Source organism: Micromonospora sp. NPDC050417, assembly GCF_044458865.1.
Classification (GTDB): Bacteria; Actinomycetota; Actinomycetes; order Mycobacteriales; family Micromonosporaceae; genus Micromonospora_G.
This window is the reverse complement of sequence record NZ_JBITIH010000017.1, coordinates 130,153-144,951: the sequence shown is the minus strand read 5'-3', so window position 1 is coordinate 144,951 and position 14,799 is coordinate 130,153. Positions and strand designations below refer to the sequence as shown.

Sequence of the window (14,799 nt, the reverse complement as noted above, 5' to 3'; positions counted from 1 at the left end):
CCGATGAGCGGCATGAGACCGCTTACGCGGCATTAGTTCTCATTGTTGTCATCAATTCGTCCGAGCCTTGTCACGACCCGGAGGATAATATGGTGGATACCGGGCAGCCTCAGAGCACCGCTTCGATGACCGTCCCGGGTCCGACCAACCGGGAACGGGCAGCCTCCTACCGACGTACGCTGCTCCGCCACGACCTCCCCGCCTCGTTCGTGGTCTTCCTCGTCGCAGTCCCCCTCTCCCTCGGCATCGCGGCGGCCTCCGGGGCGCCACTGCTCGCCGGCGTCATCGCCGCGGTGGTCGGCGGCATCGTGGTCGGCGCACTCGGCGGGGCACCGCTCCAGGTCAGCGGCCCCGCCGCCGGCCTGTCGGTGATCGTGGCCGACCTGGTGCTGCGGCACGGCTGGACGGCCACCGCCACCATGGTCAGCCTGGCCGGTCTGCTCCAGATCGTCCTCGGGCTCAGCCGGTTGGGCCGGGCCGCACTGATGCTGTCCCCGGCGGTGGTCCACGGCATGCTCGCCGGGATCGGCATCGTCATCGCACTCAGCCAGCTCCACGTCGTCCTTGGCGGCGCGCCACAGAGTTCAGCCTGGGAGAACCTCAGCGAACTGCCGGCCCAACTCGTCGGCTACCACGACGCCGCAGTCCTGGTCGGTGTCGTCACGGTCGCGGTACTGCTCACCTGGCCCCGACTGATCCGGCTGTCCTACCTGCCAGCACCGCTGATCGCCATCACCGTCGCCACCGCGCTCGCCACCGGCCTGGATCTCGACCTGTCCCGGGTCGCCCTGCCGGACGATCCGCTCAGCCACCTGAGCCTGCCGCGCTGGCCGGACGCGCCACTGACCGCGGTGCTCTCCGGCGTACTCCTACTCGCGGTGGTCGCCAGCGTGGAGTCCCTGCTCTCGGCGGTGGCGGTGGACAAACTGCACGACGGTCCACGGGCCCGGCTCGACCGTGAGCTGATCGCCCAGGGCGCGGCGAACACCGCCTCCGGCGCACTCGGTGGGCTACCCGTGACCGGCGTGATCGTGCGCAGCTCGGCGAATGTCGAAGCGGGTGCCCGTACCCGCGCGTCGGCGATCCTGCACGGCATCTGGATCGCCGTCTTCGCCCTCCTGCTCACCGGAATACTCGAACTCATCCCGATGTCCGCGCTCGCGGGGGTGCTCGTGATCGTCGGACTCCGACTGATCAGCGTGGCCCACGTACGCGACCTGAGGCGGCACCGGGAGCTGCCCGCGTACGCGGTCACCGTGGCCGGGGTCGTCTTCGTCGACCTGGTCACCGGTGTACTGCTCGGCGTGGCGGTGACCCTGGTCGCGGCGCTCTACCGGCTCACCCACTGGCGCATCGACGTCGACCGGCGCGGCCCCGACGACTACCTGGTCCAGATCACCGGCACCCTGCTCTTCCTCGGCGCCGGCCGGCTCAACAACGAACTACGACGGCTGCCGCCCGGCGCCCGGGTCCACCTCGAACTACGGCTGGACTTCCTCGACCACGCCGCCTTCGGCGTGATCGAACAATGGCGGGGCGGCTACGAACGCGGCGGCGGCCAGGTACGGGTGGAGGAGGTGCTGGACGGCTGGTTCGACCGTGCCGTCCGGGACCGGCTCGGCAACCGCAAGACGCTGCCCGACCGGCTTCCCCGCTGGCTCGCGCCGTGGTCGCACTGGCAGGCCAGCACGACACCGGAGACGTCAACCACCGGCACGACACCCACCGGGGGCCCGACGGCGGCACCCGACGGATCCAGCGCGGCGCGCACCGGTGCGGTCGTACCCGTACAGACACCGGGCAGGGTCGACCCGGCCGGGCCGCCCGGCACCGGCACCACCGGCACCACCGGCACCACCGGCGGAAACGAGATCGGCGAGAACATGTTGGAGGGTGTGCGGGAGTTCCAGCGCCGGTTCGCCCCGCTCGTCCGCCCCTACCTGACCGAACTGGCCCGCGACGGCCAGCGACCAGGAGAACTCTTCATCACCTGTGCCGACTCCCGGATGGTGCCGAACCTGGTGACCGCGAGTGGCCCGGGTGACCTGTTCTGCCTGCGCAACATCGGCAACATCGTGCCCCGGCACGGCAGCCACGGTGACCACAGCGTCGGCGCCGCGATCGAGTACGCGATGGACGTACTCGACATCTCCACGATCACGGTCTGCGGGCACTCCGACTGCGGAGCGATGCGCGCGGTGCTGCACGGCGGCGTCGCCCCGCAGTCCCACCTCGGCTCGTGGCTGCGGCACGCCCGGCTCGGCGTCCGACACGACGACCGGCACCCGAACGACACCTCGCCGGCCGACCATCCGATCCGGGAGCACCAGACGCGGGAACGTCAGACACTGGAACGACAGGCACTGGCGAACGTGGCCCAACAGCTCGACAACCTGCGGACCTATCCGAGCGTGCGGCGACGGCTCGACGCCGACCGACTCACCCTGGTCGGGCTCTACTTCGACCTGCACGACGCGCGGATGTACCTGGTGGACGCCGGCAACGGTGCCCGGCGTCCACTGCCTACCTGAACCATCACGGCGCCCGGGCCGGCGTACCCGGCGAGGTCGCCCGTCGAGGGGGTTGGCAAGCGACACTTACCGGGTACGCCGTACGGGCGAATCGCCCGCGGGGCACCTGTGATCAACAAAAGCACGGTGGGACCGGCGCCGTCCGGCCCCTTGACGCGATCGCTACGCCGTCAACGGCCACGCTGACGCCGTCACCACACCCGTGTCAAGAACGCGTCGGGATCGCCCCGCCGGCCGTGGCGAACGCGTGAAGATCGCCGTCACGAACTCCCTGGGGCGCCACGATCGGCACATGTACAGCCCGACCCTGCCCCGTCGTACGCCCCGGCGTACCAGCACCGGACGTGACGCCGGAATCCCGGCCCGGCCGCGCCCGGAGGATCTGCTCACGGGCGCGTCGGACGGAATCGAGGCACTGGTCTGCGTACGGCTGGCCGCCAGTACCGACGGCGACCGGTTCGCGCGGCACCTGCGCGACGACGAGCGGGTGGTGGCCGCGTGGTGGGTCGCCGCCGACATCGACCTGATGGTACGTCTCTCCTGCGCCAGCCTGCCCGAGCTGAACGCCGCCGTCGCCGCCCTACGGCTGCGGGGCGGCGCCGCGGAAACCATCACCCATCTGCTGCTCCGCCCGCTCGAAATCCTCGAGCGGGACACGACCGAACCCGAATGTGACCCGCTATGACTCTCGCGGAACTCATCCCCTCGCTGCGTACCTCCCTCCCCGCCCACCTCTCCGGTCAGGTGTGGCCCTCGATGGCCCACCGGGACGACCACGGCGAGATCTCGGTCGGCGAGGTGCACCTGGGCGAACTCGCCGAGGAGTTCGGCACCCCGACCTACGTGCTGGACGAGGCGGACGTACGCCAGCGCTGCCGGGAGTACGCCACCGCGTTCGGACCCGGCAACGTGGTCTACGCGGCGAAGGCGTTGACCTGCCGGGGTGTACTGCGCTGGATCGCCGAGGAGGGGCTCTCCCTCGGCGTGCACTCGGCCGGGCAGCTCGCCACCGCCGCCGCCGTCGGCTTCCCCGCCGACCGGATCGTGCTCCAGGGCGACGCGAAGAGCCCGACCGACCTGGCTGCCGCGCTGAAGTACGGCGTCGGCACCATCGTGATCGAGTCGAGCTCGGAGATCCCGCGGCTGGCCGCGTTGCTGACCCGCCGGCAGCGGGTGCTGCTGCGGGTGCTGCCCGACTGGGACACGGGCCGGGTCGACACCATGTCGATGCTGCCGGCGGCGCCGGTCACGGACCGGTTCGGCGTACCGGCGGCCGGCACCAGCCTGGACGAGATGGTCCGGCGGATCATCGACCAGCCCATGCTCGAACTCGTCGGCCTCGACTTCTTCCTCGGCTCGCAGACCTCCCGCTTCGGCGGCTACGAACGCGCGATCAGTCACCTGGTGGCGACCATGGCAGCCCTGGCGCAGCGGCACGGGACCCAGCTCAGCGAGATCAACATCGGGGGCGGGCACGCCGTTCCGGGTACGGACGCCGACGGCCAGTTCGCCCTCGATGCGTTCGCCTCCCGGGCCCGCAAGGTCCTCCGGGTCGCCTGCGACGAGCACAACCTGCCGGTACCCCGACTCGGTGTCGCACCGGGCCGGGCGATCGTGGCCCGTGCCGGGGTGGCGCTCTACCGGGTGCTCGCCGTACGCCGCGACCCCGACGGTCACCAACTCGTCGCGGTCGACGGTGGGCTCAGCGACAACCCCCGCCCAGCCCTGTACGGCGCCCGGTACACCGCCGTCCTGCTCGGCCGGCTCAGCCGCGCCCAGGAGCAACGAACCACGGTCGTCGGTCGGCACGACGAGTCCGGTGACGTGCTGGTCCAGGACGCGCCCCTGCCGGGCGACCTGCGCGCCGGTGACCTGCTGGCGATTCCGTGCTCCGGGGCGTACCAGATCAGCCTGGCCTCGAACTACAACCTGGTGCCCCGGCCGCCGCTGGTGGCGGTCCACGCCGGCCGGGCCCAGGTGCTGGTCCGTGGCGAGACGGTCGAGGACGTACTCGCCCGCGACCTCGACCCGGCCGCGCCGGCCGCCGGCACGACGGCGCACGCGACCGGCTGCTGATCTCCGTCGGGCACCGGCATGGGCAGGACGGTGGCAGGGGTGCGACCGTGGACGTCCACCATGCCGGTGCCAGGCGGTCAGCCGTCGCCCGCCCGTGCGCCGATCAACGACCAGCGAACCGCTCGGCGAAGGCCCGCAGGTCCCGGCGTTCGATCGCGGCGGCCATCAGGTCGGGGAAGGCGTCCGGCGTGCACGCGAAGGCGGGTACGCCGAGCGCGGCGAGCGCCGCCGCGTTCTCGTGGTCGTACGCCGGCGCACCCTCGTCGGAGAGCGCCAACAGCACCACCACCTGCACCCCGGCCTCGACCATGGCGGCGACCCGACGCAGCATCTCGGCCCGGACACCGCCCTCGTACAGGTCGCTGATCAGCACGAAGATGCTGTCCCGGGGGCGGGTGATCAGGCCCTGGCTGTAGCCGATCGCCCGGTTGATGTCGGTGCCGCCGCCGAGTTGGGTGCCGAACAGCACCTCCACCGGGTCGCTGAGCTGGTCGGTCAGATCCACCACAGCGGTGTCGAAGACGACCAGCGAGGTACGCAGCGAACGCATCGAGGCGAGCACCGCCGAGAAGATGCCCGAATAGACCACGGACGCGGCCATCGAACCCGACTGGTCGACGCAGAGCACCACGTCCCGTTGCACCGCCGTGTTGCGCCGGCCGTAGCCGATCAGGCGCTCCGGCACGATCGTGCGGTACTCCGGCTGGTAGTGCTTCAGGTTGACCCGGATGGTGCGGTCCCAGTCGATGTCGGCGTGCCTCGGCCGGTCGACCCGAGTGGCCCGGTTCAGTGCCCCGGTCACCGCGGCTCGGGTTCGCTGCGCCACCCGCCGTTCCAACTCCTCCACCACTCGCCGGACCACCTGGCGGGCCAGGTCCTTGGTCTTGTCCGGCATCACCCGGTTGAGGGAGAGCAGGGTGCCGACCAGGTGCACGTCGGGCTCAACGGCGGTCAGCATCTCCGGTTCGAGGAGCAGACTGGTGAGGTTGAGCCGCTCGATCGCGTCGGCCTGCATCACCTGGACCACCGTGCTGGGGAAGTACTCCCGGATGTCACCGAGCCAGCGGGCGACCCGGGGCGCGGATGCGGAGAGCCCGGCCGAGCGCTGCCGTGGCGGGCCGCCGTCGCCGCCATCGCCGCCGCTGTCGTAGAGCGCGGCGAGCGCGGCGTCCATTCCCGCGTCGGCGCCGGTGGGCTGTCCGCAGGAACCGTCGGCCGCCCCGCCGAGCACCAGGCGCCAGCGGCGCAACCTCTCCTCGTCAGCCGTGTGCACGCGGACCCCCTAGCAGTGGTTGGTGGCCGAGCAGGGTGGCCAGGGCGGGCAGGACCCCGGCGGCCCGGTCGTGGTCGAGCGGCAACCGCTGACCCGGCTGGTCGGCGTCGGGCCGGTCGCCCCGGACCCGCTCGCCGATGGCCCGCCGTTCGGGTGGGGCGAAGGCGCCGAACGTACGCCGCAGCAACGGCAGCACGTCGGTGAAGACCTCCGGGGCGATCCCGGTCAGCCACCCGTCGACCAGGCCCAGCAGTGCGGTGTCGTGGACGAAGAGCAGTCCTCCGCCGGCGAGGAAGCCCTCGATCCAGTGGGCCGCCTGGGCGGGCGGCGTCCCGGGGGTGAGGACCAGACCCATCCGACGCCGGGTCTCGTCCGCGTCGAGTCGTCCGGCGTCGTGCAGGATCCGGGTCAGCCGGCCGGCGACCAGCCCGTGCGTCGACTGGTCCGCTCCCGGATGTGCCTCGGTGTCGCGGGCGGCGAGCCCGGCCAGGGTGTCGAGCCACCGCTCGCGCGGCTCCGGCTCGTCCCACAGGCCGAGCGCGGCGTGCACCGCGTCGATGTGGTCGCGCATCGTCCGGGCCGCGTCGTCGGAGAGCGACCGGAGCGCCGGGGGCAGTCCGACGCAGATCCGGACCAGCAGACCCGTGGTGACCGTACGGAGCGGACCCAGCTCGGTACCCCGGACGTCGCCGTAGCGCAGGGTGCGGGCCAACGGCGGCACGGCCGCCATCAGCCGGGTCACGTCGGCGTCGAGCGCGGCCCGGTGGTGCAGCGCCCGCAGCACCGCCGGGTACGCGTCGGTGAGGTCGGCGAGCAGGCACTGCTCGACCAGCGGCGTCACCTCGGCGAGCCCTTCGGCGTCCTGTGCCGCCGTGGTGATCTTGGTGGTCGCGGCGTGCTGCACGGTCGTACCGTGCGCACCTGCCTCGACCACCGCGACGGCGAACTCCGGTAGCCAGCGCAATCGCCAGGTTTCCCGGAAGGTGCCCTTGCCCTGCCGGCCCCGGGTCGGCTCGCCCCACCCGATGCCGAGCAGTCGGAGCCGGTGCAGCAACCGACTCCGCCCGAGGTCGATCTCCTTGCGCAGGTCCAGGTCGAGTTCCCGGTCGAGCGCCTCCGGCTTGAGCCGCAGCGTCCGCTGTTGCGCGGCCAGGTCACGGGCGAGCGGCACCGCGGGCATGTCGTCGGGAACCGCGCCGAGCCGCTCACCGACGACCAGTTGCCGGTCGACCAGGTCCAGCCGCAGGTCGTCGCCTTCGCAGATCACCGAGCGGGTCGCCTCGGTCAGCTCGGCGAGCCCCGCCAGGGGCCGGCCCCGGATCGTCGCCAGTGCCTCGGCCAGCCGGACCGCCTCGATGACGTGCGCCGACGAGGTCGGCACACCCTCCGCCCGCAACACCCCGGCGGCGGCGACCAGCCAGCGTGGCACCACCTCGTCCTGCGTGGTGAACAGGTGGTGGTACCAACCGGGCGAGCGGACTCCGGCACCATAGCCCTGCCAGGAGGCGAGCCGGCCGTACGTCCAGGGCACCCAGGTGAAGGTGACCTTGCTCTTGCGCCGCCCTTTGAGCAGCGCGTTGTCGTGGCTCGCCGGCACCGTGGCGGTCAACGCCGGCACGTGCCACGCTCCACAGACGACGGCGAGGTTGCGATGGCTCTTCCGTGCCTCGCGCAGCACCCCCCGCATGTACGCCTCGCGGAGCAGGTCGTCCGGATCCTCCGGGGATTCGGCCCGGATCGCGGCCATCGCCTCCCCGATCGCCTCGAAGGCCGGCGCCCCACGATGCTCGACGACGTCCTCCCACCAGCGCTCCGGGTCGTCGTAGCCGGCGGCAGCGGCGAGTTCGGCGATCGGGTCGACCGGCCGGACCGGCGGCACCGGTTCACCCGGTCGGGTCTCGGCGTCGTCGCCGAACGGGCCGTCGATCCCGGTGCCGCCGTCGACGCCGGTCTCGGGCTCGGGCAACTCCGCCCCGTCGCCGGCGCGGGACTCACCCAGCCGGTACGCGTACGGCAGGTCGAAAAAGCGGACGGGTACGTCGTGGTCGACCGCCCAGCGGATCGCCTGCCATTCCGGGGAGAAGACCGCGAACGGCCAGTACGCCGCCCGGCGCGGGTCGTCCGTGGCGTAGCCGAGCAGCGCTACGGGCGGCTCCAGGCCCTGGTCGGCGACCCATCGGACCAGGTCGTCGGCTTCCGGTGGGCCCTCGATCAGCAGCAGGTCGGGGCGTTGCTCGGTCAGCGCCGCCAGCACCGCGCGGGCCGATCCGGGACCGTGGTGGCGTACCCCGTAGAAGCGCTCAGGCATCGCGGGCGGCGCGGTAGAAGGCGGTCCAACCATCCCGCTCACGGACCACGGTCTCCAGGTATTCACGCCAGACGACGGGGTCGCTGCTCGGATCCTTGATCACCGCGCCGACGATGCCGGCGGCGACGTCACCCGGGCGGAGCACCCCGTCGCCGAAATGGGCGGCGAGCGCCCAACCATTGGTCACCACCGAGATCGCCTCGGCGGTGGAGAGGGTGCCGGTCGGCGATTTCACCTTGGTCCGGCCGTCCTCGGTCAGGCCGCTGCGCAGCTCACGGAAGACCGTGACCACGCGGCGGATCTCCTCCAGGGCCGGCGGCACCTCGGGCAGTTCCAGCGAGCGCCCGAGTTGTGCCACCCGGCGGGCCACGATGTCGACCTCCTCGTCGGCGGAGGCCGGCACCGGCAACACGACCGTGTTGAACCGGCGGCGTAGCGCGCTGGAGAGTTCGTTCACACCCCGGTCCCGGTCGTTGGCGGTGGCGATGATGTTGAAGCCCTTGGTCGCCTGCACCTCGCCGGCGAGTTCCGGCACGGGCAGGGTCTTCTCGGAGAGGATCGTGATCAACGTGTCCTGTACGTCGGACGGGACCCGGGTCAGCTCCTCCACCCGGGCGATCGTGCCGGTCTCCATCGCGCGCATCACCGGGCTCGGCACCAGCGCTGCCGTCGAAGGTCCCTCGGCGAGCAGGCGGGCATAGTTCCAGCCGTACCGGATGGCCTCCTCCGGGGTGCCGGCGGTGCCCTGCACCAGCAGGGTGGAGTCGCCCGAGATGGCCGCGGCGAGGTGCTCCGAGACCCAGGTCTTGGCGGTGCCGGGAACCCCGAGCAGGAGTAGCGCCCGGTCGGTCGCCAGGGTGGCGACCGCGACCTCCATCAGCCGACGCGGGCCGACGTACTTCGGGGTGATCTTGGCATCGTCGCCGAGAAGGTAGGTCACCACCGCCTGCGGCGAAAGCCGCCAACCGGGCGGACGGGGCCGGTCGTCCGCGCTGGCGAGCGCGGCCAGTTCCTCGGCGAACAGTTGCTCGGCGTGGGGGCGCAGGGCGGTCATCGGAGCTCCTCGTACATCTCGTGTCGGAAGGTCAGGGTGGCGGCGAGTCGGCGGACCATGCCGCCGCGCCGGGTCTCGGGGTGCTCCCGCTCGATCGTGTCGGCCAGCTCGGCGAGCTCGGCGGCGTAGGAGGGCGGCAGGGCGGTGGCGGCGATCCGGCAGAGTTCGCCGGCCTGCCATTCGGTCCGATGGTCGCCTCGGATCAGGGCACCGATCGACTCCACCACCGCGTCGGCGAGCGGTTCGGGCCACGGCCCCGGGTGCAGCTCGACGACCCGTAGCGCCTCGCCCGGAGAGCGGCGCAACGCGGCCGTCGCGTACCGGGCCAGGTCGGACGGGGAGAGCGTCTCGTACAACTGGGCAACCAACCGCTCGTCGTGCCGGTTGAGGTCCCGGGACATCTCGTCGGCGAGCGGAACCAACCACTGCGAGTCGCGCTGCGCCACCGCCGCCCGGGCCAGTCCCCGGTGCAGCACCGGGCCCCAGTCGTCGGCCACGGGCAGGGTCAGAATCTCCTCGGCCGTCCGGTGGAACGCGCCGCACCAGGTCTCCAGCGGCGTACGCGCGAGCACCTCGCCCAGCAGCCAGGCACCGATGCCGACGCCCTGCGGGCCCTTCGGCGGTATTCCGTCCCGGCGCATTCCGGCGTCGCATTCGGTCGGTGGGGTGACAACCAGCTCTCCCCCGTCGAGCCGGACGTAGCCGAGTGCCCGCCGCGCCATTCGGTCGCCCAGCGCCGAGCCGGGCAACCCACAGAGCAGCCCGGCGGCAGCGTCGCGCACCTCCTTGCGGCGGTCGTCGAGCGCCCGTTCGAGCAGGGGCTCGTCCCGGTCGGCCAGACCGTTGGCGAGAGCGCCGACGAACCGGGCCCGGTCCTCCGGCGCCTCGTCGTCGAACACCCCGACGAGCAGGTCGAGACCGGATGCCGGGTCGGCACGGCGCAGCGCCACCAGGTAGGCCAGCCGCTCGCCCGGGGTACCGGTGGCCCAGTCACCCGGGTCCGGATCGGGGGTCGCCTCGGTCAGCAGATAGCTCCACTCGCCGTTCTGGGCGGCGAGCCACCCGCCGCGGCGACCCGCGACGGTGGCGAGCGAGGCGCGCAGCGCGCTGCTGCGCCGGCCGCTCTCCAGCAATGCGGGCAGGCACTGCGCCGGGGCCAGGTAGCCGCGCTCGGCGGCGAGCCGCAGCCATCCACCGAGTAGCCGCTGCCCCAGTTCGGCGCCACCGGGTCCGCCACCGTCGGCCAGGAGCGAGGCGAGCCGGCGGGCTGCCGGAGCCGACACCGGTGGGCGGGTCTCCGCCGGTGCGGCCTCCACCGGCGAGCGGCCGGGATCAGGGGTGACGCCGGCCCGCTGGTAGGTCAACGCCACCGCGGCGGTGTCCAGCAGGGTGGCCGCCGGATCAGCACCGGAGACCACGGGCAGAGCCCTCCCGCCGATGTCGACGGTCGCGGCGCTGAACGGCCGACGGCCGGTGCCGACCAGGGCCGCCGAGACGAGTTCCGGCGGGAGCTGCGCGGAGCGCAGGTCGGCGCTGGTACGGGCGGGGGCCGGCAGAAACTCACCCTCCGGCCACGCCGCCAGCGGACGGAATCCGGCCGGGCCGTACTCGCCGACCACCGGAACCGGGCGGCCACCGGCGGCGGCGAGCAACCACCACGGCGGGTTGTCCGCCGGACGCAGGGCGATCGCGTCGCCGGCCCTGTCGACCAGGTGACCGTCCTCGGTGGGCACCACGTCGGCGAGAAGCATCACCACCTGGTCGCACCATGGCTCGGCGGCGAGTGCCGCGCTCCAGCCGGCGAGCGCGTCGCGGACGCAGACCGCACCGACCGGTGGTCCGCCGGGTGTGGTGCCGTGCCGTCGGGCGAGCAGAGCCCGCTGCGGGAACGCTCCGGGGTACCAGCAGAGTTCGGCGTCGATCACCGTGCCCGGCACCACGTCCGCCGGCAGCGCCTGACCGGGTGCGGCGAAGGCGAGCAGCAGCGCGGACCGTCCGGACTCGGTGCCGTGCAGCCAGGTCCGACGGGCGACCAGCCGCTCGTCGGGAAGGTCGACATGGCCGAGCACCTGCCAGCGGTCACGCAGGGCCGGGCCGGCGAGCACCTCGTCGGTGGTGACCGGGATGCCGACCCGACTCCGTACGGTGGCGGCCAGTTCTGCCGGCAACTCCTCGATCCGGGAGTGCCCGGCGACCAGCAGCCGCAGCAGTGACAGTTCGCCGAGCAGCCGGTCGGCCCAGTCCGACCCGACACCGACGACCTCGCCGACGCGGCGAACCGTGCCGGCGACCGTCGGCGCCTGGGCGTCGACCAGGCGGGCGGCCATCGTCGCGTAGGGCCCGGATCCGGCACGGTGGGCGCCGGCGAGGCCCTGGGTCACCTGGTCGGTCAGCCACCGGTCCAGTTCGGTCAGTCCGGCGGTGACCCGGTCCGCCCGTTGCCCGGCCCGCTTCTCGGCGGCGGCCTGGTCGACGGGACCGGCCTGGGCGCGTTTGGCGGCGGCGTTCGCGGCGCGGGTTGAGCGTTTCTCCTGCCACTCCCGCACCCAGTCGGGCGCGGCCTGCTCGCTCACCCCGCCGTCGGACCAGAGCAGGAGCAGACCGAGCGCGTGCTTGCAGGGGAACTTACGGCTCGGACAGGAGCAGCGGTACGCGGGTTCGGTCAGGTCGACACAGGCCTGGTACGGGTTGCTGCCGCTGCCCCGGCACAGCCCCCAGAGCACGTCGTCGTCGAGCCCGGCGGCGGTCCACTTCGCCGCGCCGCTGACACTGCGCGCACCCTTGGCGGAACTGGGGTCGGGAGCCAGCGCGAGCACCTGTGCGTTGGACCACGGTTCGATTGGCACAGCGGCACTCTAGATACCCGCCCCGACAGTTTCGTGCGCTGCTGCCCCGGCGGCTCGCCCCGCTGTCAGCCGCACCGACCCCTGATCAATAGCGGTCACCGTCCACCGCCGACGTCAACGTCGCCACATCTGCCGAGGTCCACTCGCCGGCTGCTCACCGGCTACGGACGTACGTCGGGTTGGTGTTCCAGGTCACAGCCACGCACGTCACATCGCACGTCGCCAGCTCGTCCGTCCAGCACACGTCTCAAGAGGAGGACCATGTTCGCCGCGTACGTCACGATCACCATCGTTGCCTCGTTCCTCAACGGCAGCGCCGCCGTCACCTATCTCATCGGCCACGACTACCGCAAGGCTCAGGCGGACACGAAGCGCGTGCCACGGTCGTGGGTGCCGGTGCTTGGCATGCTGCTGGCGGCGGGCTCGCTGGGGCTGCTGGCCGGGTTCGCTGTGCCACTGCTGGGAACACTCGCCGCCGCTGGACTCGTGCTGTACTTCGTCGGCGCGCTCGTTGCCCACCTGCGAGTGGGTTCCCGTCAGCTCGTGGGATGGGCGGTGTTCTTCTCCACGGTGGTGGCCGCTCTGGTCGTGAACCTGGCCCACCACTGGTGAGGTGGCGGGGCTCGGCACGCCCCGCGACCATCCCACGACCCCGCTCGATCCGAGCGTCAGGCGAGCCGCACGATGTCCGCCGTGTAAGACGGGCAGACCATGGCGGGTCGAGCCGGACCCCGAACGGAGGTCAACGCCCGACCCGTCACGGTCGGGACCGGGCGCCGCTCAGGAGAGGCGGGACGTGGCCCCCTCCGTCACCGGCCCGGCCGTCTCCAGCGCCATGCCGAGGTTCGCCGACCCCGGGCCGGCCTCGTCCGACACCGGGTTGGCGAACGCCTCGGCGGGGATGCCAGGCCAACGGGCGAATGCGGTGTCCAGGAAGTACTGCTGCCCCGGGTCCCAGGTGTGTCCCGACTCCCGCCGGTGGTAGACGTAGCCGAGCGGGTGGGTCCGGTAGATCACCGCGCCGTCGCGGCGGAGTCGCTCGATGACGCCGTAGTCGACCGATCGAGGCACCGGGCGCCATCCCCCAACCGCCTCAAGGTCGCCCTTGGCCAGCAACATCGTGCCGCCGGCGACCATCTCGCCGTTGGACTCGGGCACCCCGGACGGGCGACGGACGGTGACCCCGAGTGTCTCCAGGTAGACGAACTCGGTGCCCTTGCCGACCAGCGTCGCGCCGGAGTAGTGGCGGGCGAGCACCAGGTCCCAGACGTGCTCGGTGCCGTAGCTGTCGTCATCGTCGAACTTGGTCACCAGACTTCCCCGGGCCCGCCGGGTCGCCTCACCGAGCGCCGCGCCGAAACCGGTCGTGCCGGGCACGCGCACGATCTCGTACGGGCGGCCGGACTCGGTGAGCATCGTCGCCACCTCGGCGGGGAGGTCGATGCCGTGCAGGCAGAGGATGATCTCCAGCTCCGGGTAGGTCTGATCGATCATCGCGCGTACCGCTCCGGCGAGCATCTCCGGTCGCCGGGTGGCCAGGATCGCGCTCACCGACGGCGGGCGGTTCAGCTCCGGCAACGCGTCCGCCGCCACCCGGGGCAGGGCGAACCCGGCCGCGTGGCCACGCATCGCGGCCCGCCGCTGCCGTACGCTGCGCGCCTCCAGCGCGAGCGGGTCGTCGACCGGTGGGGCGGTGGCGAGCACGGCGCGCAGTTCGGGTGCGACCAGTTCGGCCACCCGGGGAGGCAACGCCGGCACGCGCAGCACCGCTCCGGTCATCGCCAACTGGACCAGGAGTGCGGCGGTGTCGAAGGGTCGCTCGTCGGTCAACGGCGGGCACTCGACCAGGCTCACCTGGCGGAGGGTGGCCAGGGTCGTGGCGTCCAGACCGGAGCCGCCCAGGAGGCGGCGGTCGGATTCGGCCCGGGGTCGGCGGGCGGGGCGACCGGTCGGTTCCAGGTCGAGCCGGACCGTGCCCGCCTCGGGCCGGTAGGAGCCGCCCCTGCGCCCCCGCGGGTTGATCCACCGGGCGTCGACCAGCACCACGGACTCGCCGCCGGGAGTCTGTACGCCGTGCCGGCTGGTCGGCACCGCGACCGCGTACGGGCGTTCGTCGGCCGGGCCGTCCGCCGCTGTCACGCCCGGGTGGCGCAACACGACGTCGTGTGCCCGGATGTCGGTGCTCAGCGGCAGCGCGTCGGTCACGACGGCCGCACCGAGCTGGGTCGGCAGGTACGCCGGCGTCCCACCCTGGCTGGTCAGGTTCGCGCTGACCGGGGCGGGCAGCGGCAGGGTGGGGGCGAGGGCGTGCATCGCCCCTCGCAGGACCTCTCGCAGTGGGAGTGGTTCACCGAGCCGGAGCCGGACGGTCGCCGTACCGCGCCCGAGACGGGGCAGGGCCACCCGCTGCCGGATCAGGTAGTCGACCGGTCCGATCCGCCCCGACCAGGCCTTGCGCGGCCGACGCCAGTAGACGACGACGATCCGGGCGCGGCTGGTCGGTGCGAGCGCGCGGGGCTGCGGCAGCAGCTCGTGCAACCGGTCCATGGTGCCGGCGACGACCAGCACGCCACGCGATCCCGGGAACCTCAGCACCCGCAGGCCGACCAGGCGGCCCACCCGTTCGCTGAGTGCCGGCCGCGGGCCGTTGACCAGTCGCCACGTACCGCCCGGGTGTGCGCCGGACGATTCAGTTGTGGCTTTCGGCATGC

At 72.7% G+C, this 14,799-nt stretch carries 9 protein-coding genes; 4 read left to right on the top strand and 5 right to left on the bottom strand.

The window, feature by feature from the left end:
* Window positions 1–125 precede the first annotated feature (125 nt).
* The 3 genes from ACIBF5_RS22320 to lysA all read left to right on the top strand — a co-directional run bounded on the left by ACIBF5_RS22320 (window position 126) and on the right by lysA (window position 4,607).
* Window positions 126–2,531, top strand: coding sequence for a SulP family inorganic anion transporter (locus ACIBF5_RS22320; RefSeq protein WP_396814567.1), 2,406 nt, complete (start codon window positions 126–128; stop codon window positions 2,529–2,531).
* 292 nt (window positions 2,532–2,823) lie between these two features.
* On the top strand, window positions 2,824–3,216 hold the full coding sequence (locus ACIBF5_RS22315) for a hypothetical protein (protein ID WP_396814565.1): 393 nt from the start codon (window positions 2,824–2,826) through the stop codon (window positions 3,214–3,216).
* Window positions 3,213–4,607: a diaminopimelate decarboxylase gene (gene lysA, locus ACIBF5_RS22310; protein ID WP_396814563.1), complete on the top strand. Its 1,395-nt coding sequence runs from the start codon at window positions 3,213–3,215 to the stop codon at window positions 4,605–4,607. Before ACIBF5_RS22315 ends, lysA begins: the two co-directional genes overlap by 4 nt.
* 103 nt (window positions 4,608–4,710) lie before the next feature.
* Here lysA and ACIBF5_RS22305 read toward each other — a convergent pair whose 3' ends face one another.
* The 4 genes from ACIBF5_RS22305 to ACIBF5_RS22290 are packed head-to-tail and all read right to left on the bottom strand — an operon-like array spanning window position 4,711 to window position 12,088.
* A complete protein-coding gene (locus ACIBF5_RS22305) occupies window positions 4,711–5,880 on the bottom strand; it encodes a VWA domain-containing protein (protein WP_396814561.1) in 1,170 nt (389 codons plus the stop codon).
* Complete coding sequence (locus ACIBF5_RS22300) at window positions 5,867–8,188, bottom strand: DUF5682 family protein (RefSeq protein ID WP_396814559.1); 2,322 nt, start codon at window positions 8,186–8,188, stop codon at window positions 5,867–5,869. Before ACIBF5_RS22300 ends, ACIBF5_RS22305 begins: the two co-directional genes overlap by 14 nt.
* Window positions 8,181–9,242, bottom strand: coding sequence for an AAA family ATPase (locus tag ACIBF5_RS22295; protein WP_396814557.1), 1,062 nt, complete (start codon window positions 9,240–9,242; stop codon window positions 8,181–8,183). Before ACIBF5_RS22295 ends, ACIBF5_RS22300 begins: the two co-directional genes overlap by 8 nt.
* Complete coding sequence (locus tag ACIBF5_RS22290; RefSeq protein ID WP_396814555.1) at window positions 9,239–12,088, bottom strand: DUF5691 domain-containing protein; 2,850 nt, start codon at window positions 12,086–12,088, stop codon at window positions 9,239–9,241. The genes ACIBF5_RS22295 and ACIBF5_RS22290 overlap by 4 nt, the downstream gene beginning before the upstream one ends.
* Before the next feature lie 261 nt (window positions 12,089–12,349).
* Between ACIBF5_RS22290 and ACIBF5_RS22285 the strand changes: the two genes are divergently transcribed.
* Complete coding sequence (locus ACIBF5_RS22285) at window positions 12,350–12,700, top strand: DoxX family protein (RefSeq protein WP_396814553.1); 351 nt, start codon at window positions 12,350–12,352, stop codon at window positions 12,698–12,700.
* A gap of 168 nt (window positions 12,701–12,868) precedes the next feature.
* Here ACIBF5_RS22285 and ACIBF5_RS22280 read toward each other — a convergent pair whose 3' ends face one another.
* Entirely contained in the window at window positions 12,869–14,797 is a 1,929-nt protein-coding gene (locus ACIBF5_RS22280) for a glycosyltransferase (protein WP_396814551.1), read from the bottom strand.
* Window positions 14,798–14,799 lie beyond the last annotated feature (2 nt).

Bases quoted from the DNA above. Each gene is read 5' to 3' on its own strand.
- ACIBF5_RS22320 (WP_396814567.1), top strand. From the start codon at position 126: ATGACCGTCCCGGGTCCGACCAACCGGGAACGGGCAGCCTCCTACCGA.
- ACIBF5_RS22315 (WP_396814565.1), top strand. From the start codon at position 2,824: ATGTACAGCCCGACCCTGCCCCGTCGTACGCCCCGGCGTACCAGCACC.
- lysA (WP_396814563.1), top strand. From the start codon at position 3,213: ATGACTCTCGCGGAACTCATCCCCTCGCTGCGTACCTCCCTCCCCGCC.
- ACIBF5_RS22300 (WP_396814559.1), bottom strand. From the start codon at position 8,188: ATGCCTGAGCGCTTCTACGGGGTACGCCACCACGGTCCCGGATCGGCC.
- ACIBF5_RS22295 (WP_396814557.1), bottom strand. From the start codon at position 9,242: ATGACCGCCCTGCGCCCCCACGCCGAGCAACTGTTCGCCGAGGAACTG.
- ACIBF5_RS22285 (WP_396814553.1), top strand. From the start codon at position 12,350: ATGTTCGCCGCGTACGTCACGATCACCATCGTTGCCTCGTTCCTCAAC.
- ACIBF5_RS22280 (WP_396814551.1), bottom strand. From the start codon at position 14,797: ATGCCGAAAGCCACAACTGAATCGTCCGGCGCACACCCGGGCGGTACG.